This window comes from Kitasatospora misakiensis (genome assembly GCF_042656005.1).
GTDB classification, from domain to species: domain Bacteria; phylum Actinomycetota; class Actinomycetes; order Streptomycetales; family Streptomycetaceae; genus Kitasatospora; species Kitasatospora misakiensis.
In genome coordinates this window covers 47,316-68,579 of the sequence record NZ_JBHSOF010000010.1, presented here as the reverse complement: position 1 = coordinate 68,579, position 21,264 = coordinate 47,316, and the positions used below count along the sequence as shown (strand labels likewise).

21 protein-coding genes are annotated in these 21,264 nt (G+C 74.8%); 10 read left to right on the top strand and 11 right to left on the bottom strand.

Features of this window, described 5'->3' with window-relative positions:
- Positions 1-2: 2 nt before the first annotated feature.
- Positions 3-383: an HGxxPAAW family protein gene (locus ACFP3U_RS10835; RefSeq protein ID WP_380225134.1), complete on the bottom strand. Its 381-nt coding sequence runs from the start codon at positions 381-383 to the stop codon at positions 3-5.
- Between the two features lie 115 nt (positions 384-498).
- Between ACFP3U_RS10835 and ACFP3U_RS10830 the strand changes: the two genes are divergently transcribed.
- Entirely contained in the window at positions 499-984 is a 486-nt protein-coding gene (locus tag ACFP3U_RS10830; RefSeq protein WP_380225133.1) for a MarR family winged helix-turn-helix transcriptional regulator, read from the top strand.
- A 52-nt stretch (positions 985-1,036) separates the two neighbouring features.
- Here the strand turns inward: ACFP3U_RS10830 and ACFP3U_RS10825 are convergent, their stop codons facing one another.
- The 3 genes from ACFP3U_RS10825 to proC form a co-directional block, all read right to left on the bottom strand.
- Positions 1,037-2,227 (bottom strand): MFS transporter, encoded by a 1,191-nt coding sequence (locus ACFP3U_RS10825; protein WP_380225233.1) that lies wholly within the window; start codon positions 2,225-2,227, stop codon positions 1,037-1,039.
- Positions 2,228-2,387: 160 nt separating this feature from the next.
- Positions 2,388-3,044, bottom strand: coding sequence for an HAD family hydrolase (locus ACFP3U_RS10820; RefSeq protein WP_380225132.1), 657 nt, complete (start codon positions 3,042-3,044; stop codon positions 2,388-2,390).
- A 30-nt stretch (positions 3,045-3,074) separates the two neighbouring features.
- Positions 3,075-3,902 (bottom strand): pyrroline-5-carboxylate reductase, encoded by an 828-nt coding sequence (gene proC, locus ACFP3U_RS10815; protein ID WP_380225131.1) that lies wholly within the window; start codon positions 3,900-3,902, stop codon positions 3,075-3,077.
- A gap of 188 nt (positions 3,903-4,090) precedes the next feature.
- On the opposite strand from proC, the gene ACFP3U_RS10810 reads away from it, so the two are divergent.
- A complete protein-coding gene (locus ACFP3U_RS10810; protein WP_380225130.1) occupies positions 4,091-4,525 on the top strand; it encodes a hypothetical protein in 435 nt (144 codons plus the stop codon).
- Positions 4,526-4,539: 14 nt separating this feature from the next.
- On the opposite strand, the gene ACFP3U_RS10805 is transcribed toward ACFP3U_RS10810, so the two are convergent.
- The 5 genes from ACFP3U_RS10805 to ACFP3U_RS10785 form a co-directional block, all read right to left on the bottom strand.
- On the bottom strand, positions 4,540-5,061 hold the full coding sequence (locus ACFP3U_RS10805; protein WP_380225129.1) for a hypothetical protein: 522 nt from the start codon (positions 5,059-5,061) through the stop codon (positions 4,540-4,542).
- A gap of 120 nt (positions 5,062-5,181) precedes the next feature.
- Positions 5,182-7,026, bottom strand: coding sequence for a dihydroxy-acid dehydratase (gene ilvD / locus ACFP3U_RS10800; protein WP_380225128.1), 1,845 nt, complete (start codon positions 7,024-7,026; stop codon positions 5,182-5,184).
- A gap of 153 nt (positions 7,027-7,179) precedes the next feature.
- Positions 7,180-7,962, bottom strand: coding sequence for a class I SAM-dependent methyltransferase (locus ACFP3U_RS10795; protein WP_380225127.1), 783 nt, complete (start codon positions 7,960-7,962; stop codon positions 7,180-7,182).
- A gap of 32 nt (positions 7,963-7,994) precedes the next feature.
- On the bottom strand, positions 7,995-8,822 hold the full coding sequence (locus tag ACFP3U_RS10790; RefSeq protein WP_380225232.1) for a sugar phosphate isomerase/epimerase family protein: 828 nt from the start codon (positions 8,820-8,822) through the stop codon (positions 7,995-7,997).
- A 712-nt stretch (positions 8,823-9,534) separates the two neighbouring features.
- Positions 9,535-10,497: a Ppx/GppA family phosphatase gene (locus tag ACFP3U_RS10785; RefSeq protein ID WP_380225126.1), complete on the bottom strand. Its 963-nt coding sequence runs from the start codon at positions 10,495-10,497 to the stop codon at positions 9,535-9,537.
- 136 nt (positions 10,498-10,633) lie between these two features.
- Between ACFP3U_RS10785 and ACFP3U_RS10780 the strand changes: the two genes are divergently transcribed.
- Positions 10,634-11,614, top strand: a complete 981-nt coding sequence (locus tag ACFP3U_RS10780; RefSeq protein WP_380225125.1) for a DUF3109 family protein — start codon at positions 10,634-10,636, stop codon at positions 11,612-11,614.
- Positions 11,615-11,663: 49 nt separating this feature from the next.
- On the opposite strand, the gene ACFP3U_RS10775 is transcribed toward ACFP3U_RS10780, so the two are convergent.
- Positions 11,664-12,833: an NADH-quinone oxidoreductase subunit D gene (locus ACFP3U_RS10775; RefSeq protein ID WP_380225124.1), complete on the bottom strand. Its 1,170-nt coding sequence runs from the start codon at positions 12,831-12,833 to the stop codon at positions 11,664-11,666.
- Positions 12,830-13,885, bottom strand: a complete 1,056-nt coding sequence (locus tag ACFP3U_RS10770; protein ID WP_380225123.1) for an SAM-dependent methyltransferase — start codon at positions 13,883-13,885, stop codon at positions 12,830-12,832. The genes ACFP3U_RS10775 and ACFP3U_RS10770 overlap by 4 nt, the downstream gene beginning before the upstream one ends.
- Before the next feature lie 139 nt (positions 13,886-14,024).
- Here ACFP3U_RS10770 and ACFP3U_RS10765 point away from each other — a divergent pair, with 139 nt between their 5' ends.
- From ACFP3U_RS10765 to nadC, 7 genes are all read left to right on the top strand, one after another.
- Positions 14,025-15,254: a sensor histidine kinase gene (locus ACFP3U_RS10765; protein WP_465261958.1), complete on the top strand. Its 1,230-nt coding sequence runs from the start codon at positions 14,025-14,027 to the stop codon at positions 15,252-15,254.
- Positions 15,255-15,304: 50 nt separating this feature from the next.
- Positions 15,305-15,997, top strand: coding sequence for a response regulator (locus ACFP3U_RS10760; RefSeq protein ID WP_380225122.1), 693 nt, complete (start codon positions 15,305-15,307; stop codon positions 15,995-15,997).
- Between the two features lie 137 nt (positions 15,998-16,134).
- Positions 16,135-17,091, top strand: coding sequence for a Rossmann-like and DUF2520 domain-containing protein (locus ACFP3U_RS10755; protein WP_380225121.1), 957 nt, complete (start codon positions 16,135-16,137; stop codon positions 17,089-17,091).
- Positions 17,091-17,996, top strand: a complete 906-nt coding sequence (gene panC / locus ACFP3U_RS10750) for a pantoate--beta-alanine ligase (protein WP_380225120.1) — start codon at positions 17,091-17,093, stop codon at positions 17,994-17,996. The genes ACFP3U_RS10755 and panC overlap by 1 nt, the downstream gene beginning before the upstream one ends.
- A 96-nt stretch (positions 17,997-18,092) precedes the next feature.
- On the top strand, positions 18,093-18,542 hold the full coding sequence (panD, locus tag ACFP3U_RS10745; protein WP_380225119.1) for an aspartate 1-decarboxylase: 450 nt from the start codon (positions 18,093-18,095) through the stop codon (positions 18,540-18,542).
- A 15-nt stretch (positions 18,543-18,557) separates the two neighbouring features.
- The gene (locus ACFP3U_RS10740; RefSeq protein ID WP_380225118.1) at positions 18,558-20,231 is read left to right on the top strand and encodes an L-aspartate oxidase; all 1,674 of its coding nucleotides are present in this window, start codon (positions 18,558-18,560) and stop codon (positions 20,229-20,231) included.
- A gap of 5 nt (positions 20,232-20,236) precedes the next feature.
- A complete protein-coding gene (nadC, locus tag ACFP3U_RS10735) occupies positions 20,237-21,232 on the top strand; it encodes a carboxylating nicotinate-nucleotide diphosphorylase (protein ID WP_380225117.1) in 996 nt (331 codons plus the stop codon).
- The last annotated feature ends 32 nt before the right edge of the window (positions 21,233-21,264 follow it).

Sequence of the window (21,264 nt, the reverse complement as noted above, 5' to 3'; positions counted from 1 at the left end):
CGTCAGGCCCGGGCGCCCGCGTCCGGGGCGGGCGCGCCGGCGGGGGCCGGGGCGGTCGGGGCCGGGGCGGTGCTCGGGGCGGGGCGGCGGCCGGCCAGCTTGCAGCCGAGGCAGTCGGGGTGGCCCCGGCGGCCGGCCGGGTCGGGGGTGCGCCAGTGCCGCAGCCCCGGGGGACGGGGCCCGGTGGGCTTGCCCCACCCGGCCAGGTGGAGCGCCCAGGCGGTGAGCGCCCCCAGGACGGTCACCGCCGCGCCGGCCCAGAGCCCGGGGACGGAGCCGGCGACGAGCGCCACGCCCGCGACGGCGAAGCCGAGGGTGGTGACGGCCGTACCGGTCCAGCCGGCCACGGTGTGGCCCATGTCGTGTTCACCGTGTGCGCCCATGTCTCCTCGTTTGGTGTGATGGACGGGTTCGCGGGCCCGCCCGACGACGGCCGGCCGCGAACACTGGACGTCTTATCTCGCAAGATAAGTAACTTAGATGCTAAGGAGATACCTCGTGGAAGGCAAGCCGCGCCCGGAGGCGACGGCCGAGCAGGCGCTCTACGCGATGGACCGGATGATCGCGCTCGCGCAGTTCGGCCAGCAGGACATCGCGGCGCGGCTCGGCCTCAACGTCACCGACCTCACCTGTCTGGGCTTCCTGATCGAGGCGGCGATGGCCGGCGAGGCGCTGGCCGCCGGCGACCTCGCCGAACGCGCCCAGCTGACCACCGGCGCGGTGACCGGCGTGCTCAACCGGCTGGAGAAGGCCGGGTACGCCCGGCGCGAGGCCGACCCGGGCGACCGCCGCCGGGTGCGGGTGGTGCTGGAGGCCGACGCGCAGGTCCGGATCCTGGAGGTCTACGGGCCGTTCTACGAGCGGATCAACGGCCTCTTCGCCGACTACGCCCCGGCCGAGATCGCCGTCCTCGCCGACTGGTTCACCCACGCGAAGGCGATCCTGCAGGAGTCCCTGGAGGAGATCCGGAAGGCGACGCCCTGAGGAAGGCGCCCTGAGGAAGACGCGCTGAGGAAGGCGCCCCGAGGAAGGCGCCCTAAACGGCGTCCCGGACGGCCGGGCGGGCGGGGGCGGGGGCGGTGGCCGCCGCGACCGGGGCGAAGCGGTCGGCGAGCGGCAGGACGGCCAGCACCAGCAGCATCGGCGCGAGCAGCGCCCAGCGGTACGAGCTGGCGTCCGCCAGGGCCCCCACCAGCGGTGAACCGACCAGGAACCCCGCGTAGTTGAACAGGTTGAGCCGGGCCACCGCGGCGTCCGAGTCGGCCGGGAACAGCTGCCCGCCGGCCGCGAAGACCTGCGGGATGATCGCGCAGATCCCCAGCCCCAGCACGGTGAACCCGGCGATCCCGGCCCAGGCGGCGGGCGCGGCGGCGGCCAGGGCGAACCCGAGCGCGGCCAGCGCGGCCCCGGAGCGCACCACCGGGACGGCGCCCCAGCGCCGCACCGCGCGGTCGCCGAGCGCCCGGCCGAGCAGCATGGCCACCATGTAGCCGAGGTAGGAGAGCTTGGCGACGTCCTCGGGGCTGCCGAGCCCGTCGGTCAGGTACTTGACGCTGTAGTTGGAGACCGAGGCGTCGGCGATGTACGCGCAGGCCATCGCCAGGCAGAGCGGCAGCAGCGGGCGCCAGGGGATCGACCGGGCGGCGGCCTCGGCGGCCTCCCGTACGGCGTCGCCGAGTTCGGCCGGCCCGGGGAGCCTCGTGCCGGCCAGCAGCGCGAGCGGGGCGATCACCCCGGCCGCCGTCCCGAACAGCACCGGCAGGCCGAGGTCGACGTGCGCGCCGAGGCCCGCGAGGGCCGCGCCGAGGATGCCGCCGAGGCTGAAGGCGGCATGGAAGCCGAGCATCACCGAGCGGCCGTAGCGGTGCTGGAGGCCGACCCCGAGCATGTTCATACTGGCGTCCAGCGCGCCGACCAGCAGGCCGAAGGCCCCCAGGGCGAGCGCCAGTTGCCAGAGCGCGTCGCCCAGGCCGGCGGCGGCCAGGGTGGCGCAGACCGCCGGCTGGACCACCCGCAGCACCGCCCGCGCGCCGACCCCGCGCACCAGCCGCTCGGAGGCGATCGACCCCACCCCGGCCAGCACCGGCACCGCGGCCAGGAAGACCGGCAGCAGCGCGTCGCTCAGCCCGTACCGGTCCTGGACCTCCGGGATGCAGGTGACCAGCAGGGCGAAGGTGACGCCCTGGAGGAGGAAGCTCGCGGCCAGCGCCGTCCGGCCGGCCCGCAGCCGCGGCGTGACCGGGCCGCCGCCGTCCCCCGCGTCGCTCCCGGAACGGTCGGCACTCTCGGTAGGCACATGCACCTCGCTACTGGCCGGTACGGCGGTCGGTGGCGAGAGCGTAGGCGCAGACGCGCGATTGCGGGAGGGGGCGTGCGCCCCGGGACGGCTACCGGTCGAGCAGGGCGCGCACCCCGGCGAGGTCGGCGATCAGGCCGGTGGCGCCGGCCGCGGTCAGCTTCTCGGGGGCGGTCAGGGCGGTGTAGCCGTACACGTCCATACCGGCCGCGCGGGCCGCGAGCACGCCGTTCGGGCTGTCCTCGACGACCAGGCAGGCCGCCGGATCGACGCCGAGGGTACGGGCGGTGTGCAGGAACAGGTCGGGCGCGGGCTTGCCCACGCCGACATCCTGGGCGCTGAAGATCCGCGCCTCCGGGAAGTACCCGCGCAGACCGGTGACGTCCAGCGCGGCGCGGATCCAGCTGTGGTGCGCGGACGAGGCCAGGCCGTAGGGCACGGCGCGCTGCTGAAGCTCCTTCAGCAGCGTCTCGGCACCCCGGACGGCGGTCAGCTCGGCGGCGAAGGTGTCGAAGACCCGGCCGTGGAACGCCTCGTCGAAGCCCTCCGGGAGCCGCGCGCCGTCGTGCCGCTCGGCGATCACGTCGTGCACGCGGTGGGCGGCGGTGCCCATGAAGTCCCGGTAGGAGTCCTCGACGGTGGTCGGGTAGCCGAGCTCGGTCAGGTAGCCGGCGAGCACCCGGTTGGAGAGCGGCTCGCTGTCCACCAGGACGCCGTCGTTGTCGAAGATCACCAGTTCGTAGGCCATACGGGCGACCCTACCGGCCGCTCCCGGCGGTCACTTGCCGCCGGAGGCCAGCTCCCGGGAGCGGTCCCGGGCCGCCTCCAGGGCGCCCAGCAGGGCCGCCCGCACCCCGTGGTTCTCCAGCTCGCGGATGGCCGCGATGGTGGTGCCGGCCGGCGAGGTGACCGCCTCGCGCAGCTTCACCGGGTGCTCGCCGGAGTCCCGCAGCATGACCGAGGCGCCGATCGCCGACTGCACGATGAGGTCGTGCGCGACCTGCCGGGGCAGGCCGAGCAGGATGCCCGCGTCGGTCATCGCCTCGACCAGGAAGTAGAAGTACGCCGGACCGGAGCCGGAGAGCGCGGTCGCCGCGTCCTGCTGGGACTCGGGCAGCCGCAGCGCCTTGCCGACCGAGCGGAAGATCTCCTCCGCCCGCTCCAGGTGCGTCTCGGTGGCGTGCGAGCCGCCGGAGATGACGCTCATGCCCTCGTCCACCAGCACCGGCGTGTTCGGCATCACCCGGACCACCGGGGTGCCGGCCGCCAGCCGGGCCTCGAACCAGGCGGTCGGGATGCCGGCCGCCGCCGAGATCACCAGCCGGTCGGGGGCGACGTGCGGCGCCAGCTCGTCCAGCAGCGTGCCCATGTCCTGCGGCTTCACCGCGAGGATCAGGGTGTCGGCGAGCTTGGCGGCCTCGGTGTTGCCCACCACGCCGACCCCGTACCGGGCGGCCAGTTCGGCGGCCCGCTCGGGGCGGCGGGCGGTCACCAGGACGTCCGCCGGGTTCTTGCCGGCCCGCAGCAGACCGGAGAGCAGGGCCTCCCCGATCTTGCCCGTGCCGAGGAAGGCGATCTTCTGTCCGTGTGCCGCGCTGCTGGTCATGGCCGCTCCTTGCCTCCGGTGCCGCGTTCCCGTCCCGCCGCCATCCTCGCACCGCACCCCGGCCGCACGCGGCGGCGTCCACTCTGCGGGCAGGGGTCTGAAGACGGCCCCTAGGGCGAATCTCGGGGTTCTCCCCTATGGCCCGGGGATGGGCGGGGGCGCACCGTGGAGGCATGGCACACGGAGAGATGTCCCGACGTGAGAACCGGCAGGTCGCCGTCGCGGCGGCGACCCTGGGCCCGTGGCGGACGGCCGCGGGAGTCGGTGCGCTGGTGGGGGCGACGGACCTGGTGATCGATCTGATCGACGGGGACTGGTCGCTGAGCATGCTGGCCGGTCCGGCCGGCGTCGCCCTGTTCTTCTTCTTCCTGGTCGGCACGGTCGGCGGCCAGCTGCGCCGGGACACCGCGGACCGGCGGCTGCGCAAGTGGGCGAACGAGCACCCCTGGCAGGCGGCGATGCCGGCCGCGGGCGGGCTGCTCGTCCTGAACACGCTGGCCCAGCTGTTCCTCGGCGACGCGGGCGTCTTCGAGGCGTTCTTCCTGTCGCTGTTCCCGGCCGCGCTGGTCCTGGGAGTCGCGGGGGTGGTCGGTTCGGTGAAGCGGGCCCGCGGCAAGGAGTGACCGCCCCCGGCGGCTCAGCGCCTGCGCCTGGCCCGCGCCCCGGCGCCGGGCCGGCCGCTGCGGCCCGCCTGCCGGCGCCCGTACCGGGCGAGCGCCTGCTCGTACCGGGCGCGCTGGACGGCCTCGCCGGGGGCCTCGCGCAGGCTGCGGACGAAGTAGGCGAGCAGGGCGCCGACGCCGCCGATCACCCAGACCACGCCGAGCGACCTGTCCTCGGCCATCCAGCCGGTCAGGTTCTCCCTGCCCTCGGCGAGCAGCTTCCAGGTGCGCAGCGCGGCGAGCAGCGAGCAGATCGCGACGGCGGCGACCAGCAGACCGTTGAGGAAGCCCCCGTTGTCGGCGACCCGGATGCCGTCCACGGCGAGGCGCAGCACGAAGGAGGCGGCCGCGGCGGCCAGCAGGGCCCCGATCGGGACGAGGACGCGGCGGAGCCGGTAGTCGCCGCCGCGGTCGACCCAGCTGGTGCCGAACCAGCGGATCGGCTCCGGCCCGGGGGCGCCGGCGGGCTGGGCGATGGGGGTGGGTTCCTGGGTCACGGGTCCGATTATCCCCGGCGGGCGGGGAACGGCGGAGGCGCCGTCCGGTAACCGGAGGGAACGGCGGAGGCGCCGTCCCGGTGGCCGGGACGGCGCCTCGCGAGGTCCTGTCGGGGAGGGTCAGCCGAGCTTGCTGACGTCCCGGACGGCGCCCTTGTCGGCGGAGGTGGCCATCGCGGCGTAGGCGCGCAGGGCCTGGCTGACCTGGCGGTCGCGGTTCTTCGGCCGGTAGCCGCCGGCGGCCTCCAGCGCGCGGCGCCGCTCGTCCAGGACCTCGGCGGGGACCTCCAGGGAGATCGTCCGGCCCGGGATGTCGATGGCGATGGTGTCGCCGTTCTCGACCAGGGCGATGGTGCCGCCGGAGGCGGCCTCCGGGGAGGCGTGGCCGATGGACAGGCCCGAGGTGCCGCCGGAGAAGCGGCCGTCGGTGACCAGCGCGCAGGCCTTGCCCAGGCCCCGGCCCTTGAGGAAGGAGGTCGGGTAGAGCATCTCCTGCATGCCGGGGCCGCCCTTGGGGCCCTCGTAGCGGATGACGACGACGTCGCCCTCCTTGATCCGCTTGGCGAGGATCGCCTCGACCGCGTCCTCCTGGGACTCGACGACGACGGCCGGGCCGCTGAACGTCCAGATCGACTCGTCGACGCCGGCGGTCTTCACGATGCAGCCGTCCTCGGCGAGGTTGCCGTACAGCACGGCGAGGCCGCCCTCGACGGAGTAGGCGTGCTCGACCCCGCGGATGCAGCCCCGGGCGGCGTCGGTGTCCAGCGACTCCCAGCGCTCGGACTGCGAGAAGGCCTCGGCGGAGCGGACGCAGCCGGGGGCGGCGTGCCACAGCTCGACGGCCTCGGCGGACGGCGAGCCGCCGCGGACGTCCCAGGTCTTGAGCCACTCGGCGAGCGAGTCGGAGTGGACGGTGTGCACGTCCTCGTTGAGCAGCCCGCCCCGGTACAGCTCGCCGAGGATCGCCGGGATGCCGCCGGCCCGGTGCACGTCCTCCATGTAGTACGAGCCGTTGGGCGCGACCTTGGAGAGGCAGGGCACCCTGCGGGAGACCGCGTCGATGGCCCGCAGGTCGAAGTCCAGCTCGGCCTCCTGGGCGGCGGCGAGCAGGTGGAGGATGGTGTTGGTCGAGCCGCCCATGGCGATGTCCAGGGCCATGGCGTTCTCGAAGGCGGCGCGGGTGGCGATCGAGCGCGGCAGGACGGAGTAATCGTCCTGGCCGTAGTGGCGGTTGGTGATCTCGACGACGGTCCGGCCGGCCTTCTCGTAGAGGGCGCGGCGGGCGGTGTGGGTGGCGAGGACGGAGCCGTTGCCGGGCAGCGAGAGGCCGATCGCCTCGGTGAGGCAGTTCATCGAGTTGGCGGTGAACATGCCCGAACAGGAGCCGCAGGTCGGGCAGGCGTTCTCCTCGATGATCGCGATGTCCTCGTCGGAGACGTTCTCGTTGACCGCCTGGGAGATCGCGTCGACCAGGTCGAGCCGGCGCACGGTGCCGTCGACCAGGGTGGCCTTGCCGGCCTCCATCGGACCGCCGGAGACGAACACGGTCGGGATGTTCAGCCGCAGCGCGGCCATCAGCATCCCGGGGGTGATCTTGTCGCAGTTGGAGATGCAGATCAGCGCGTCGGCGCAGTGCGCGTTGACCATGTACTCGACCGAGTCGGCGATCAGGTCGCGCGAGGGCAGCGAGTAGAGCATGCCGCCGTGACCCATCGCGATGCCGTCGTCCACCGCGATGGTGTTGAACTCGCGGGGGATGCCGCCCGCCTCCTTGATCGCCTCGGAGACGATCCGGCCGACCGGCTGGAGGTGGGTGTGGCCGGGGACGAACTCGGTGAAGGAGTTGGCGACCGCGATGATCGGCTTGCCGAAGTCCTCGCGGGCTACGCCGGCCGCCCGGAGAAGCGCCCGGGCGCCTGCCATGTTGCGACCGTGGGTGACCGTACGGGACCTCAGCTCGGGCACTGTGCTCCACTCCTTCGGAGGACTGGCGGCCCCGCTCGGTGAGGAGGGTGCGGAGCCACTGTGTCCGTCGAGCCTACGCCCGCCGTCCGGGCGGCGGACGGCGCGTCCGCGATGCGGTCAGCGGGACGCCCCGTCCCGGGCCCCGTCCCGGGCTCAGGCCGGGGTGACCGCGACGGTGAGGTCCAGCACGTACGGCTCGACGACCGTGCCGTCCGGGAACGCCGCCAGCAGGGCCTCGCGCTCGACCGCCAGCAGCGGCGCGCGCTGCTCCGGGGTGAGGGCGGCGAGGTACGAGCGGGAGGTGAGGTCGGTGATCACGTGGTCGACGCTGACCCGGCGCTCCCAGCGGAGCACGACGTGCTCGGTCCGCAGGTCGTACGGGGCGAGGTGCGAGGTGATCTCGTTGACGGCGCCGTAGCCGTGGTAGGTCGCGGGCAGCGCGGCGGCGAGCCGCTCGCCCATCGCCCGCACCCAGGCGACCCCGCCGTCCTTCACGTTCCACCAGGTGGCCAGCGCGCCGCCGGGCCGCAGGACCCGGATCGCCTCGGGCACGGACCGCTCCGGGCGGGTCCAGTGGAAGGCCTGGGCGTAGGTGACGAAGTCCGCCGAGTCGTCGTGGAACGGCAGCGCGTCGCCACTGCCCCGGACCAGCCCGAGCCCGGCGGAGGCGGCGAGGAACTGCGCGGCCATGCCCGCGCTCGGCTCCACCGCGACGACGTCCGCGCCGCGCGCGGCCAGCAGCCGGGTCGAGATGCCGGTGCCCGCGCCGACGTCCAGCACCCGCGCGCCGCCGAGGCCGCGGCCGGCCAGCCGCTCCAGCGCGTCGAAGAGCTCGCCCGGGTAGGACGGCCGGGCCCGGTCGTACTCCGCCGCCACCCCGTCGAAGGACTTCGCGAGCTCGCGGTAGTCGCTGCTGGGCCGGGTCTGTTCCGCCATGTCTCCCCCTGTGGACGGCAGTTCGTGTGCCGTCAGCGTACGCGCGCGGGGGTGGCCAGGTGCAAGCGGGTAAAGGCGAGCGCCTCGGCGAGATCGGCCTCGCGTTCGGCGGGCGACGCGGCGCGGCGGGTGTTGACCTCCAGCACCACATGGCCGTCGAAGCCGGTCCGGGCGAGGTGTTCCAGCAGTTCCGCGCAGGGCTGCTTGCCCCGGCCGGGGATGAGGTGCTCGTCCTTGCCGGAGCCGGAGCCGTCCGCCAGGTGGATGTGGGCGAGCCGGTCGCCCATCCGCTCGACCATCTCGAAGGCGTCCACCCGCGAGGTGGCGACGTGCGACAGGTCGATGGTGAAGTGCCGGTACTCCTCCTCGGTGACGTCCCAGCCCGGCGCGTACGCCAGCATCTCGCGGTCCTTGTAGCGCCACGGGTACATGTTCTCGACGGCGAAGCGGACGTCCGTCTCCCCCGCCATCCGGTGGATGCCCTCGACGAACTCGCGGGCGTACTGCCGCTGCCAGCGGAACGGCGGGTGGACGACCACCGCGCTCGCGCCGAGCTTCTCGGCCGCCGCCCGGGCGCGGACCAGCTTTGTCCACGGGTCGGTGGTCCACACCCGCTGGGTGATCAGCAGGCAGGGCGCGTGCACGGCGAGGATCGGCATGCCGTGGGCGTCGGAGAGCCGGCGCAGCGCGTCGACGTCCTGGCTGACCGGGTCGTTCCAGACCATCACCTCGACGCCGTCGTAGCCGAGCTTGGCGGCCAGCTCGAAGGCGACCGCCGTGTTGGCCGGGTAGACCGAGGCGGTGGAGAGGACGACCTTGGTGTCCGGGATGTGCAGGGTCGGGTGCGGGGGCAGCACCAGGCGGTCGGTGGTGCGCAGCAGCGGCGGGCGGGCGGCGGCCTGCCGGGCGGCCTTGACGGACTTCACCGACTGGACGGCGGCCTTGGCGGCGCCGGCCGCCCGGGCGGTCCGGGTGGTGCGGGGCGGCTCGGCGGCGGGGGCTCCGGTGGGCTTGGGCGCCTTGGTGGTCTCGGTGCTCCTGGCAGCCTTGGTGCTCTTTGCGGTCTTGGTGGCTTTCGCGGGGCCGGTCGCGGCGGTCCCGCGTGCCTTGGCCGTCCTGGCCGTCTTCGCCGTCTTGGTCGCCCTGGCCGTCCTGGGGGCCTCGCCGGCCTCGGTGGCCTTGGCTGGCCTGCCCGCCGTCCGGCCCGCCGCCCTGGTCGCGGCCTTCCGGGCCGCCTTCTCGGCGACGCCGCCGGCCACCTCCCGGGCCGCCTTGACGCCCTGGGCCGCCTTGCCGAGCGGGCGGGGGCGCCCGGGTTGGGCGGGGTCCGCCGGACCGGCCGGGTCGGGGGCGGCGTCCGGGGCGGCGGCCGGGGCCGTGCCGGGGGCCGTCCGCGTGGAGCGGCGGCCTGCGCGGCGCGGGGCGTCCGGCCGCGGCTTCCCGTCCTCGGGCGCGCGGCCCTCCCGCGTCCCGTCCTCGCCCGCTGGTTGCGCCACGGGAGACAGCGTAAGCGGACCGCGCCCGGAACGGGGAGCCGGTCGGCGCGCGCCCGGCCGCCCGGCGGGCCCGGTGTCAGGGAGTGAGGGCGGGCCGACGGCGGTCGGCGGAGCCGTCCATGGCGTCCAGTCGGCGCAGGATGATCCCCTCGCGCAGCGCCCAGGGACAGACGTCCAGCTCGTCGAGGCCGAACAGGTCCATCGCGGCGTCCGCCACCAGCGCGCCCGCGAGCAGCTGCTTGGCGCGGCCCTCGGAGACCCCGGGGATCCGCGCCCGTTCGGCGGCGGTCATCGCGGAGAGCCGGGGCAGCCAGGCGGCGAGGTTGCTGCGGGTGAGCCGGCGGTCCGCGTACGGGCCCGCGTCGGCCGGGGCGGCGCCGGTCATCCGGGCGAGCTGCTTGAAGGTCTTGGAGGTGGCGACGGCGTGGTCCGGGGCCCCGAGCCGGGCGATCTCGCCGACGACGGTGGCGATCTCGGCGCGGATGTGGCGTCTGAGCTCGCGCAGCTGCTCGGGGTCGGCAACGTCGCCGGGCAGCCAGCGGGCGGTCAGCCGGCCGGCGCCGAGCGGCAGCGAGCAGGCCGCGTCCGGCTGCTCGTCCAGGCCGCAGGCGATCTCCAGCGAGCCGCCGCCGATGTCGAGGTTGAGCAGCCGGCCGGAGGACCAGCCGAACCAGCGGCGGACCGCCAGGAAGGTGAGCCGGGCCTCGTCCTGGCCGGAGAGCACCCGCAGTTCGACGCCGGTCTCCTCGGCGACCCGGCGGAGCACCTCCTCGCCGTTGGCGGCCTCGCGCACGGCGGAGGTCGCGAAGGGCAGTATGTCGACCACGCCCTTGTCCTCGGCGACCCGCAGCGAGGAGGCGATCATGCCGACCAGCCGCTCGACGCCGGCCTCGCTGATCGCGCCCTGCCCGTCGAGGAGTTCGGCGAGCCGCAGCTCGGCCTTGTGGGAGTAGGCGGGCAGCGGGGCGGCGCCCGGATGGGCGTCCACCACGAGGAAGTGGACCGTGTTGGAACCTACGTCGAGCACACCGAGTCGCATAACCCTCCACGCTACGCGATCCCGTGCCGGGCCAGACCGGCTATGCCGGTGTTCGTGCTGGTCCGGGCGGTGAACTCGTCGTAAACCCGGTGGCCGCGGACGGTTCACGGCCGCGTGAAGGCTCTACCCTTGCCGGGTGGCAGCAGCAGAGACCTCCCAGCACAGCAGCACCTCCAAGGGCGACAAGGCCGGCAGAGCCGACAAGGCCGCGAAGGCCGAGAAGGCCGGCACGTCCGAGAAGGGCGGGAAGAACAGGGCGAAGGCCGGCGGTCCCGCCCCCGTCGACCTGGCGATGCCGACCCTCCGCTCCGAGCTCCGCCCCGAGGTCCCGCTCGACTTCCCGCGCGCCTGGGTCGAGTTCACCGACCCGGACGACGAGGAGCAGGTCTTCCGCTGCGACCTGACCTGGCTGACCTCCCGCTGGTCGTGCGTCTTCGGCCAGGGCTGCCACGGCATCCGGGAGGGCCGGGGCGAGTCCGACGGCTGCTGCACCCTGGGGGCGCACTACTCGGACGAGGACGACGAGAAGCGCGTCGCCGGCCACGCGGCCCGGCTGACCCCGGAGCTGTGGGAGAACCACCCGCACGGCACCGACGCCAAGGGCCGGCTCAAGCTCGACGGCGGCATCACCATGTTCGACGAGGACGGCGACCGCCAGACCCGGCGGGTCGACGGCGCCTGCGTCTTCGTCAACAGCCCCGGCTTCGCCGGCGGCACGGGCTGCGCCCTGCACGCGCTGGCGCTCACGGAGGGCCGCGAGCCGCTGGAGACCAAGCCGGACGTCTGCTGGCAGCTGCCGGTCCGCCGCACCTACGACTGGATCGACCGCCCGGACGACACCCGCTACCTCCAGGTCACCATCGGCGAGTACGACCGCCGGGGCTGGGGCCCGGGCGGCCACGACCTGCACTGGTGGTGCACCGGCAGCCCGGAGGCCCACCAGGGCGCCGACCCGGTGTTCGTCAGCTACCGCCCGGAGCTCACCGAGCTGATGGGCCGGGCCGCCTACGGGGTGCTGGCCGGGCTCTGCGAGGAGCGGATCGCCACCAAGGGCGACCGGAAGGTGGCCCCGCACCCGGCCGACCCGGTGAAGCGGCCGAAGGCGCCGAAGAAGTAGCGCGGACGGGGGCGGGCCCGGCCCGCCCCCCGCCACGGGTCCAACGGGCCTACTTGTCGATGTCGCCGACGACGAAGAACATCGACCCCAGGATCGCCACCATGTCCGCGACCAGCGCCCCGGGCAGCAGCTCGGTCAGCGCCTGGATGTTGTTGAACGAGGCCGAGCGCAGCTTCAGCCGCCACGGCGTCTTGTCGCCGCGCGACACCAGGTAGTAGCCGTTGACGCCGAGCGGGTTCTCCGTCCAGGCGTAGGTGCTGCCCTCGGGGGCCTTGAGCACCTTGGGCAGCCGCAGGTTGACCGGCCCGGGGGCGAGCGTGGCCAGCTTGTCGAGGCAGGCGTCGGCGAGGTCCAACGCGTTGACGGTCTGCTCCAGCAGGCACTCGAAGCGGGCCAGGCAGTCGCCCTCCTCGCGGGTGACCACGGTCAGCACCCGCCGCAGCTCCTCGCTGCCGTACGCCAGGTAGGGCTCGTCGCGGCGCAGGTCGAGGTCCAGGCCGCTGGCCCGCGCGATCGGGCCGCTGACGCCGTACGCCTCGGCCTGCGCCCGGGTCAGGATGCCGACCCCGGCGGTGCGGGCGCGGAAGATCTCGTTGCCCAGCACCAGCTCCTCGAAGACCGGCAGCTGGGAGCGGACGACGGCGACGGCGGACCGGACCCGGCCGAGCCAGCCGGCCGGCAGGTCCTCCTTGAGGCCGCCGACCCGGTTGAACATGTAGTGCATCCGGCCGCCGGAGGCCTCCTCGAGCACGTGCTGGAGGTCCTCGCGGCCGGTGAAGGCGTGGAAGATCGGGGTGATCCCGCCCAGCTCCAGCGGGTAGGAGCCGAGGAACATCAGGTGGTTGAGGACGCGGTTCAGCTCGGCGAGCAGGGTGCGGATCCACACCGCGCGCTCGGGCACCTCCATGCCGAGCATCCGCTCGACGCCGAGCACCACGCCCAGCTCGTTGGAGAAGGCCGAGAGCCAGTCGTGCCGGTTGGCCAGCATGATGATCTGCCGGTAGTCCCGGGCCTCGAAGAGCTTCTCCGCGCCCCGGTGCATGTAGCCGATCACCGGCTCGGCGCTGACGATGCGCTCGCCGTCCAGCACCAGCCGCAGGCGCAGCACGCCGTGGGTCGCCGGGTGCTGCGGGCCGATGTTGAGCACCATGTCGGTGCTGTCACCCGTGCCCGTGAAGTTCTCGGCTCCCGCCCCGATGCCGACCGTGGTCTCCCTCATGGGGTCAGAGTCTGCCATCCCGGCAGCGTCCCGAGGCTCGGCGGTACCGGCATGCGGACGGTCTGCGCGAGCCAGCCGAATCCGCCCAGGCCCGCCGGGTCGGTGAGCTCGGCCCCCTCGCCGGCGCCGCCCAGCGCGCGCAGGTAGCCGACCGGGTCGCTGGAGGCGAGCGCGAGCGCGGGCCTGGCCCCGCTCACGCCGAGCGCCCGCAGCGCGTCCCGCTGCGTCGTCCACAGGCTGTGGAGACCGGTGGCGGCGACGGCGTCCAGCGCGACGTGCGCGGTGACGTCGCAGGAGCCGTCGGGCACCGGGGGCACCTCGCGGCCGGACCGGAAGCCGGTGCGGGTGGGGAACGGCGGGCGGCGCCCGGCGGTGTGCCCGTAGTCGACGGCGACGGCCAGGCCGCGCTCCAGCCCGGCCACCGCGTGCGCCCAGGCGGCGTCCCGGGGCGCCCCGAACTCGACGAAGTCCCCGGGGCGTTCGGCCGGCCACCAGCGGGCGGCCCAGTCCGCGTCGGCCGCGTCGACGGGCGCGCCGAGCCGCTCCTCGCCGGTCGCGGGCTCCACCTCCAGGTAGCGGAGCAGCCCGTCCTCGTCGACCTCGCCGGTGTCCAGCGGCACGTTGTCCAGCCACTCGTTGGCGAACAGCAGCCCGGTGACGCCGCGCGGCACCTCCGCCGTCCACTCCACCCCGGCCCAGCTCCGCTCCGTCCACAGGCCTGTGGACGGAGCTGCGGGCGGCGCGGCCGGGCGGGCGGCGAGCTCCACCGCCCACACCCGCAGCCGCTCCGCCAGCTCCGGGGGCAGTTCGGCCAGCACCCCGGCGACCAGCTCGCCCCGGCCGGCGCCGACGTCCACGAAGGCCAGCTCCGCCGGCCGGCCGAGCGCCGCGTCCACCTCCAGCAGCAGCCGGGCGACCGCCCGGGCGAACAGCGGCGAGGCGTGCACCGAGGTCCGGAAGTGCCCGGCGGGGCCCTCCGGCCTGCGGTAGAAGCCGCCGTCGGGGTCGTAGAGGGCACGCTCCGTGGCGGGCGCCCACCGCATCCAGCTCATGGAGCGGGACGCTACACACCCTCTCCGTACCCGCCCAATCCGTACGGCAGCGGTACGGCGGGCTCTCCGACCTAGGGAGTAGGACGGATCGCCCTCCCGGCGGACCTGGGCACGGTGCGCGACTGCCTACGCTTGAGTCGTGCATCGACTCAACGCCTGGCTCCGCCGTCACCCCATGGTGGTCGACTCCGTCTGGGCCGCGATGGTGCTTTTTCTCGGCGTACTGCCGGAGGACGGGACCGGCACCGGCGGCTGGCGGCTGGCGGTCCACTACGTCATCGCCGTCGTGCTGCCGCTGCTGATGGTGGTCCGCCGCCGGTTCCCCGACGCGGCCGTGGCCGCCGCGGGCCTGGTCGGCCTCACCCAGGTCCTCCTGGACGTCAACCCGGCGGTCTCCAGCATCGCCTACCTGGTGTTCGCCTACACGGGCGCCGCCTTCGGCAAGCCGTGGACGTCCCGGTTCGCGCTGGTCGGCGGGCTGCTCGCGGGGCCGCTGGTGTACTGGCGGCTGCATCCGCAGAAGATCCAGTCGGTCGGCGAGTCCGACGTCCACTTCGTGAACTACTCGGTGCCCGAGTCGCTGCTCCTCATCGGCCTGATGACCACCCCGTTCATCCTCTGCTGGGCGTGGGGCCGGCTGACCCGGGTCCGCCGGGCGTACCTGGTGGAGTTGGAGGACCGCGCGGCGCGGCTGGAGCGGGAGCGCGACGCCCAGGCCAAGGTGGCGGTCGCCGCCGAGCGGGCCCGGATCGCCCGCGAGCTGCACGACGTGGTCGCGCACAACGTCTCGGTGATGATCGTCCAGGCCGACGGCGCCGCCTACGTGCTGGACAACTCGCCCCAGCAGGCCAAGGAGGCGCTCGGCACGATCGCCTCCACCGGCCGCCAGGCGCTGGTCGAGATGCGCCGGCTGCTCGGGGTGCTGCGCACCTCCGACACCAAGGGCGAGGAGTACGTGCCGCAGCCGGGCGTCGAGGAGCTGCCGGAGCTGCTGGACCAGTGCCGCACGGCCGGCCTCCAGGTGGACTTCGCCACCTCGGGCCAGCCGCGCGAGCTGCCGCGCGGCGTCGAGCTGACGGTCTACCGGATCGTCCAGGAGGCGCTGACCAACGTCCGCAAGCACGGCGGCCCCGATGTGCACGCCCGGGTCGCGGTCGACTTCGGCGAGCGCGAGCTGGCCGTGCTGGTCGAGGACGACGGCCGCGGCAGCACCGACGAGCAGCTCGCCGCCGGCGGCACCGACGGACAGGGCCACGGCCTGATCGGCATGCGCGAGCGGGTCGGCATGGTCAGTGGCAGTCTCGACGTCGGGCCGCGCCCCGGCGGCGGCTTCCGGATCCGCGCCGTCCTGCCGCTGAAGACCGCCTGACCCGGACACCCACCGACCCCGCCGTTCCCCCCAGGATCTAGGAGCCACCCTTGACCATCCGCGTGATGCTGGTCGACGACCAGGAGCTGCTGCGCACCGGATTCCGGATGATCCTGCAGTCCCAGGGCGACATCGAGATCGCCGCCGAGGCCGGGGACGGCGCCCAGGCCGTGGAGAAGCTCCGGCACACGGAGGTGGACGTCATCCTGATGGACGTCCGGATGCCGCGGCTGGACGGCGTGCAGGCCACCCGGCGGATCTGCCTCGCCGAGGACGGCAGCCCGCTGCCGGACGCCCCGCACGTGCTCATCCTCACCACCTTCGACCTCGACGAGTACGCCTTCGCCGCGCTCAAGGCCGGGGCCAGCGGCTTCCTGCTCAAGGACGTGCCGCCGACCGAGCTGGTGGCCGCGATCCGCGCCGTCCACGGCGGGGACGCGGTGGTCGCGCCGACCACCACCCGCCGGATGATCGACCGGTTCGCCGAGGTGCTGCCCACGCCGCAGACCGGTCCGGGCGGCGCGAACACCCTGGGCCCGCTCACCGAGCGCGAGCGCGAGGTGTTCCTGCTGGTCGCGCAGGGCCTGTCGAACGGGGAGATCGCGGCCCGGCTGGTGCTGTCCGAGGCCACCGTGAAGACCCACGTCGGGCGGATCCTGGCCAAGCTGGGGCTGCGCGACCGGGTCCAGGCGGTCGTCCTGGCCTACGAGGCGGGCCTGATCCGGGCCGGCGCCACCGACTGAGCCGGCCGCCGGGCGCTCCGGCCCCGGCCTGGCCCTGACCGCTCCGCGGCCCCGGCGCCGGTCCCGCCCGTAGAATGGGCCGGTACGTCCGGTACCCGGCAGTGGACTGGAACGGAACCCTGGACAAAGGTGGACGCGTGAGTCCGTCCGACTTCGCCGACCACGGCGAGTTCGCCCCGCTCGCCGACGGCCTCGGCGACCCGGCCGACCCCGGCAACCGCCCCGCCCGCCTCGCCGTCGGCGTGGTCGGCACCGGCCGGGTCGGCCCGGCGCTCGGCGCCGCCCTCCAGCTCGCCGGCCACACCGTGGTCGCCGCCTCCGGGGTGTCCACCGCCTCGCGCCGCCGGGCCGAGACCCTGCTGCCGGGCGTACGGATCGTCACCCCGCCGCAGGTGCTCGCCGCCGCCGACCTCGTCCTGCTCACCGTCCCCGACGACGCGCTGGCCGACCTGGTCACCGGCCTCGCGGCCACCGGCGCCGTCCGCCCCGGCCAGCTGCTGGTGCACACCTCCGGCGCGCACGGCGTGGCCGTGCTGGAGCCGGCCACCCGGGCCGGCGCGCTGCCGCTCGCCCTGCACCCCGCGATGACCTTCACCGGCACCTCCGTCGACCTGGCCCGGCTGGCCGGCTGCCCGTTCGGGGTGACCGCCCCCGAGGAGCTGCGGCCGGTCGCCGAGGCGCTGGTGGTGGAGATGGGCGGCGAGCCCGAGTGGGTGCCCGAGCACGTCCGCCCGATGTACCACACCGCCCTCGCGCACGGCGCCAACCACCTGGTCACGCTGGTCGCCCAGGCGATGGAGCTGCTGCGCACGGCCGGTGTCGCCGAGCCGGGGCGGATGCTCGGCCCGCTGCTCGGCGCCGCGCTCGACAACTCGCTGCGCTCCGGCGACGCGGCCCTCACCGGCCCGGTCGCCCGGGGCGACGCCGGCACCGTGCGCCGCCACCTGGCGCAGCTCAGTACGGTGTCCCCGGACATCCCGGCCGCCTACCGGGCGATGGCCCGGGCCACCGCCCAGCGCGCCCTGGCCAACGGGACGATCGACGAAACGTCGGCGGCGGCGCTGCTGGACGTACTGAACGAGGAGAAGCAGTAATGGCACGCGGCAAGCAGCCGGGCAAGACCCAGCGCGCCCCGAAGGTCCACCGGGCCGTCGTCACGCGCACCGTCGACGAGTTCGAGTCGGCGTTCTGGCCGGACGAGCAGCCGGTCGACAACGCGGTCGTGATGACGATGGGCGCCCTGCACGAGGGGCACGCCGCGCTGATCCGGGCCGCCCGCAAGCAGGTCGGCCGGGACGGCCGGGTCGCCGTCACGGTGTTCGTCAACCCGCTGCAGTTCGGCGCCGGCGAGGACCTGGAGCGCTACCCGCGCACCCTGGACGAGGACGTGCGGCTCGCCGAGGCCAACGGCGCCGACGTGGTCTTCGCGCCGTCCGTCGACGAGGTGTACCCGAACGGCGAGCCGCAGGTGCGGCTGGCGGCCGGCCCGATGGGCGAGCGCTACGAGGGCGCCACCCGGCCCGGCCACTTCGACGGGGTGCTGACCGTCGTCGCCAAGCTGCTGCACATCACCGACCCGGACTTCGCCCTGTTCGGCGAGAAGGACGCCCAGCAGCTGACGGTGATCCGCCGGATGGTGGCCGACCTGGACTTCGACGTCGAGATCATCGGCGTGCCGACCGTCCGCGAGGAGGACGGCCTGGCGCTCTCCTCCCGCAACCGCTACCTCTCGGCGGACGAGCGCGGCCACGCGCTGGCCCTGTCCGGGGCGCTGTTCGCCGGCCGCGACGTGGCCGCGCAGGGCCCGAAGGCCGTGCGCGAGGCCGCCGCGGCCGTCCTCGACACCGCCGAGGGTGTCGAACTCGACTACCTCGCCCTGATCGATCCGCACGACTTCACCGAGGCGCCGGACGACTTCCAGGGCGAGGCGGTGCTGGCCGTCGCCGCCAAGGTGGGCGCGACCCGCCTGATCGACAACGTCCGCATCATCGTCCGGTAGCCACGGCGCCGGACGGCACGGCACCGGACGCCCGCCCGCAGGGCGTCCGGCCGCAAGTACCCCCTAGGCATGCACTCACAGGAGGCGTGACCCGCGATGCTCCGCACCATGCTCAAGTCCAAGATCCACCGGGCCACCGTGACCCAGGCCGACCTGCACTACGTCGGCTCGGTCACGGTGGACGAGGACCTGCTCGACGCCGCCGACCTGCTCCCCGGCGAGCTGGTCCACATCGTCGACATCAACAACGGCGCCCGGCTGGAGACGTACACCATCGCCGGCCCGCGCGGCACCGGCGTCATCGGCATCAACGGCGCCGCCGCCCGCCTGGTCCACCCCGGCGACCTGGTCATCCTGATCGCCTACGGGCAGATGGACACCGCCGAGGCCAAGGGCTACCTCCCCAAGGTCGTCTTCGTCGACGAGCACAACCGGATCACCGGCACCGGCGGCGACCCCGCCGAGGCCGGGGAGGGCACCGGGCTGCTGCGCGGCGACGCGGCGTACCGTGGCGGCAACGGCGCGGCCGACCCGGTCGCGCGCTAAGGAGCCACTGAAGCCATGTCCGTCACGCACCGTCTCACCGCCCCCGCGCCGGGCTGGACCACCGACACCGACGTCGTGGTGGTCGGCTCCGGCGTGGCCGGCCTCACCGTCGCCCTCAACGTCCGCCAGGCCGGCCTGCGGGTCCTGGTGGTCACCAAGGCGATGCTGGACGACGGTTCCACCCGCTGGGCCCAGGGCGGCATCGCGGCCGCCCTGGGCGAGGGGGACACCCCCGAGCAGCACCTGGCCGACACCCTGGTGGCCGGTGTCGGGATCTGCGACGAGGAGAGCGTCCGCACCCTGGTCACCGAGGGCCCGGGCGCGGTCCGTCGGCTGATCGCGGTCGGCGCGGCCTTCGACCAGGACGAGGACGGCGGCGTCCTGCTCACCCGCGAGGGCGGCCACCACCGGAACCGGATCGCGCACGCCGGCGGGGACGCCACCGGCGCCGAGATATCCCGCGCCCTGGTCGAGGCCGTCCGGCGGGACCCGGACATCGAGCTCATCGAGCACGCCCTAGTCCTCGACCTCCTCGCCGACGCCGACGGGCACGCCGCCGGGCTGACCCTGCACGTGATGGGCGAGGGCCAGCGGGACGGCGTCGGCGCCGTCCGGGCCCGCGCGGTGGTGCTCGCCACCGGCGGCATGGGCCAGGTCTTCTCGGCCACCACCAACCCGGCGGTCTCCACCGGCGACGGCGTGGCGCTCGCGCTGCGGGCCGGCGCCGAGGTCACCGACCTGGAGTTCGTCCAGTTCCACCCCACCGTGCTCTGGCTCGGCCCCGAGGCGGAGGGCCAGCAGCCGCTGGTCTCCGAGGCGGTCCGCGGCGAGGGCGCCCACCTGGTCGACGCGGACGGCGTCCGGTTCATGGTCGGGCAGCACGAGCTGGCCGAACTGGCCCCGCGCGACATCGTCGCCAAGGGGATCACCCGGCGGATGCAGGCCAACGGCACCGACCACATGTACCTGGACGGGCGGCACTTCGGCGCCGAGATGTGGCAGCGGCGCTTCCCGACCATCCTGGCCTCCTGCCGCGCCCACGGCATCGACCCGGTCACCGAGCCGGTCCCGATCGCGCCGGCCGCGCACTACGCCTCCGGCGGGGTGCGCACCGACAGCCGCGGCCGGACCTCCGTCCCCGGCCTGTACGCCTGCGGCGAGGTGGCCTGCACCGGGGTGCACGGCGCCAACCGGCTGGCCTCCAACTCCCTGCTGGAGGGCCTGGTCTTCGCCGAGCGGATCGCCGCCGACCTGACCGCCCGGCACACCGCCGACGACCTTCCCGAGCGCACCGTCGACGTGGCGGCGGCCCGCGCCGCCCGCCCGGTGCCGCTGCCCGCCCCCGAGGCGCGGGCCGAGATCCAACGGCTGATGTCGCGCGGCGCGGGCGTCCTGCGCTCGGCCGCGTCGATCGCCGCCACGGCGGAGGGGCTGGCGCTGCTCGCCGAGCAGACCCGCGCCGCCGTCGCCGAGGAGAAGCCGGCCGACCCCCGGGTGGAGACCTGGGAGGCCGCCAACCTGCTGCTGGTCGCCGGCGCGCTGGTCACCGCCGCCGGGCAGCGCGAGGAGACCCGCGGCTGCCACTGGCGCGAGGACTTCCCGGAGCGGGACGACGCCCACTGGCAGCGCCACCTGATCACCACCCTCACCGCCTCCGGCGGCCCCGTCAGCACTCCCGAGGAGCAGTAACCACCATGACGACCGACGCGACCGACGTGACCCACCTGCACGAGCACGAGCACGACGAGCTCCCGCTGGCCGGCGGCTGCGGCGACGGCTGTGCCTGCGGGGACGGCGAGGGCTACGAGACCGGCCTGGACCCGCAGCTCGCCGAGCTGCTGGAGGAGGCCGGCCTGGACCCGATCGAGGTCGAGGACATCGCCACCCTGGCGCTGGCCGAGGACCTCGCCGGCGGCGAGGACGTCACCTCGGTGGCCACCGTGCCGGCCGAGGCCGTCGCCACCGCCGACTTCACCGCCCGCGAGGCGGGCGTGGTGGCCGGCCTGCGGATCGCCGAGGCGGTCGTCTCGCTGGTCTGCGAGGAGGAGTTCGAGGTCGAGCGGCACGTCCAGGACGGCGACCGGGTCGAGGCCGGCCAGGTGCTGCTCTCGGTCCGCTCCCGCACCCGGGACCTGCTGACCGCCGAGCGCAGCGCGCTCAACCTGCTCTGCCACCTGTCCGGCATCGCCACCGCCACCCGCGCCTGGGCGGACGCCCTGGAGGGCACCGGCGCGGTGGTCCGCGACACCCGCAAGACCACCCCGGGCCTGCGGGCGCTGGAGAAGTTCGCGGTCCGCTGCGGCGGCGGCGCCAACCACCGGATGGCGCTCTCCGACGCGGCCCTGGTCAAGGACAACCACGTGGTCGCGGCCGGCGGCGTCGCCGAGGCGTTCCGGGCCGTCCGGGCCGCCTACCCGGAGCTGCCGGTGGAGGTCGAGGTCGACACCCTGGAGCAGCTCGCGCCGGTCCTGGAGGCCGGGGCCGACCTGATCCTGCTGGACAACTTCACCGTCCCGCAGCTGCGCGAGGCGGTCGCCCTGGTGGCCGGCCGGGCTCGGCTGGAGGCGTCCGGCGGACTCACCCTGGCCAGCGCGCGCGAGGTCGCCCAGACTGGTGTCGACTACCTGGCGGTGGGCGCGCTGACCCACTCCTCGCCGATCCTGGACATCGGCCTGGACCTGCGCGCCTGACCGTCGGCCCGCCTGACCCTCCGTCCACCTGA